This is a genomic window from Streptomyces phytophilus, assembly GCF_013870535.1.
Classification (GTDB): Bacteria; Actinomycetota; Actinomycetes; order Streptomycetales; family Streptomycetaceae; genus Streptomyces; species Streptomyces phytophilus.
Window position 1 is genome coordinate 1 of the sequence record NZ_JACBXC010000853.1, and the last position, 2,681, is coordinate 2,681.

General features: G+C 71.7%; 3 protein-coding genes and 1 pseudogene. 1 reads left to right on the plus strand and 3 read right to left on the minus strand.

Going from position 1 to position 2,681, the window contains the following annotated elements; all coding sequences use genetic code 11:
* Positions 1–221: pseudogene (locus tag H5J30_RS26210) on the plus strand (NAD-dependent epimerase); the annotation flags it as partial.
* 21 nt (positions 222–242) lie between these two features.
* Here the strand turns inward: H5J30_RS26210 and pspAB are convergent.
* From pspAB to H5J30_RS26225, 3 genes are read right to left on the minus strand one after another with little or no spacing between them, the layout of a single operon-like run.
* Positions 243–821, minus strand: coding sequence for a PspA-associated protein PspAB (pspAB, locus tag H5J30_RS26215; RefSeq protein ID WP_181789809.1), 579 nt, complete (start codon positions 819–821; stop codon positions 243–245).
* A gap of 17 nt (positions 822–838) precedes the next feature.
* Positions 839–1,753 (minus strand): zinc metalloprotease HtpX, encoded by a 915-nt coding sequence (gene htpX / locus H5J30_RS26220; protein WP_181789810.1) that lies wholly within the window; start codon positions 1,751–1,753, stop codon positions 839–841.
* Positions 1,753–2,541, minus strand: coding sequence for a PspA/IM30 family protein (locus H5J30_RS26225; RefSeq protein ID WP_181789811.1), 789 nt, complete (start codon positions 2,539–2,541; stop codon positions 1,753–1,755). Before H5J30_RS26225 ends, htpX begins: the two co-directional genes overlap by 1 nt.
* Positions 2,542–2,681 lie beyond the last annotated feature (140 nt).

Consider the following 2,681-nt stretch of genomic DNA (forward strand, 5'->3'; position numbering starts at 1 on the left):
TGGCCCGGCAGGCGGAGGTGCGCGAGCCCCGGCTGCGGGCCATGCCGGGCTGGGTGCTCCGGGCCGGCGGGCTGTTCTCCCCCGCGGTACGGGAGTTGCCGGAGATGCAGTACCAGTTCCAGCGGCCGTTCGTCCTGGACTCCTCCGCCATCGAGGAGACCTTCGACCTCCACCCCACCCCGCCGGCGGAGGTGCTCCAGGAAATGATCACGGCCGGCTGAGCGCCGCGGCACCCCGGCCCCTCACAGCCCGGGGGCGCCCCACAGCGGGAACCAGCGGGTCAGGTCCTGCTCGACCCGCAGGTCGTCGTCGACCACCGCCTTGACCTGGAGTTCCAGCGGGTTGTCGCGCTTCTGGCCGGGCTGCGGGGCGAAGGGGTAGAAGGTGCCGCGCTTGTAGAGGTAGACCAGCGCCAGGGGCCGCGACGCGGCGTCGTGGAAGGAGACCAGGGAGCAGAGGAGCTGCGGCCCGAAGCCGCTGTCCTGCAGCGCCGAGTTCACCGCGTGCAGGTCGCCCACGAGCGCGGGCAGGTCGCCGGGGTCGCGGCGGGAGAGCAGCCACGAGTACCCGTAGTCGTCGCGGCTGGCCTCCACCGGTACGCCCGCCCGTTCGGAGTCCGCGTCCAGCAGGGCCCGTACCTCCTGCTGCACCTCGGCGAAGGCCCCGCCCTCGATGGAGGCGAAGCACACCGAGCCCGCGCCGGTCGGGGTGAAGCCGACGGCCGCCTGGAGCGTGATCGCCGCGGAGGGGAGCCCGAAGAGCTGGTCCAGGTCGGGCTTGACCGGCTTCGACCGGCCGAACAGGGAATCCAGGAAGCCCACGGGGCATCAGCTCCTTCTCACGGCGTCCCGCCGCCCGGTTCGCCCAGCTCGGCGGAGATCTCCGCGAGGGCCTCCAGGCGGCGCTCCAGGCTGGGGTGGGTGGAGAACAGGTTGGCGACCACGGTCCCGGGGCCGAGGGCGGGGGTGAAGAAGAAGGCGTTGAACGCCTGGGAGGTGCGCAGATCCTGCGTGGGGATACGGGCGATGTCCCCGCTGACCTTGGTGAGAGCCGAGGCCAGCGCGGCGGGCTTGGCGGTCAGCATGGCTCCGGCGCGGTCGGCGGCCAGTTCGCGGTAGCGGGAGAGCGCGCGGATGAGCAGGAAGCTGATCGCGTAGACGAGCGCGGAGACGGCCATGACGGCGGCGAGGACGACGACGGTGTTCTGGTCGCGGCCGCGGCCCCCGAACAGCTGGGAGTAGAAGGCGAAGCGGACGACGAGTCCCGCGATCACACCCAGGAACGAGGCGATGGTGATCACCGCCACGTCGCGGTGCGCCACATGGGACAGCTCGTGGGCGAGGACGCCTTCCAGCTCCTCGGTCGTCAGGCGGCGCTGGAGTCCCGTGGTGACGCAGACGACGGCGTGGTCGGCGTTGCGGCCGGTGGCGAACGCGTTCGGCAGGTCCATCTCGGAGACCGCCACGCGGGGTTTGGGCATGTCCGCGGTGGCGCACAGCCGGTCGATGATGCCGTGCAGCTGGGGCTCCTCCTCGGCGGTGACGAATCTGCCGCGCATCGCGTACAGGGCGATCCGGTCCGAGAACCAGTACTGCGCGATCAGCAGCCCGGCGGCGATCACGACCACCAGGACCACGGACTTGAGCAGCACGATCAGCGCGCCGACGAAGACCACGTACACCAGCCCGAGCAGGAACATCGTGACCACCATGCGCATGGTCAGCTGCCGGTCGGGCTCGAAGCGGCTGCGCATCAGTCCTCCTCTCCCGAGCCGCCCTTTCGGGCACCGGGCTCCCCGGGCTCCCCGGACTCCTCCGCCCCCTCCGGGGCGGACCCGGCGGGCAGCTGGGCCTTCATCCGGGCCAGCTCGATCTCCACGTCCTGGTCCGCACTCACGCGCTCCAGCTCGGCGTGGATGTCGTCCTGGCCCGCCGGCTGCGTGGCGTCCTCCAGCGCCCCCGACGCGATCAGCTCGTCCAGCGCACCGGCGCGCGCCTGCATCTGCTCGGTCTTGTCCTGGGCACGCTGGACGGCGTAGCCGACATCGCCCAGCTCGTCGCCGATGCCGCTCACGGCCTCGGTGACCCGGGTCTGGGCCTCGGCGGACGTGTAGGCGGCCTTGATCGTCTCCTTGCGGGTACGGAACGAGTCCACCCGCTGCTGGAGGCCCTCCGCCGCCGCGGTCAGCTTCTCCTCCTCCGCCCGCAACGACGTCTGCTGCTCCTCCAGGTCGCCGATCTGCGCGCCCGCGGCCGTCCGGCGGGTGAGCGCCTCGCGCGCCAGATCCTCCCGGCCGACCGCGAGCGCCTGCTGCGCCTGGTCGCCCAGCTTGTCCGCGGACTGCCGCAACTGGTCCGCCTGGAGCCCGACGCGCTTGCGGCTGGTGGCGACGTCGGCCAGCCCGCGGCGCACCTTCTGCAGCATCTCCAACTGCTGCTCGTAGGAGTAGTCCAGCACTTCGCGGGGGTCCTCGGCCCGGTCGAGGGCCTTGTTCGCCTTGACCCGGAACAGGTCGGCGATACGTTGAGTGATCTTGGCCATGACGACCGCCTTCCTCTCGCCTCTCGACTCCTGCTGATGCGCGAGGGACCGGCCGGGCGGTTGCGGATACGTGCGCGGCACCACCTGCCACGCAGGGTCACAACCCCGACCTGGCACTTCCCATTGTCCCGCACCCGGCC

Excerpts from the sequence above, each read along its gene's own strand:
- H5J30_RS26225 (WP_181789811.1), bottom strand. The coding sequence starts at position 2,541 with ATGGCCAAGATCACTCAACGTATCGCCGACCTGTTCCGGGTCAAGGCG.
- htpX (WP_181789810.1), bottom strand. The coding sequence starts at position 1,753 with ATGCGCAGCCGCTTCGAGCCCGACCGGCAGCTGACCATGCGCATGGTG.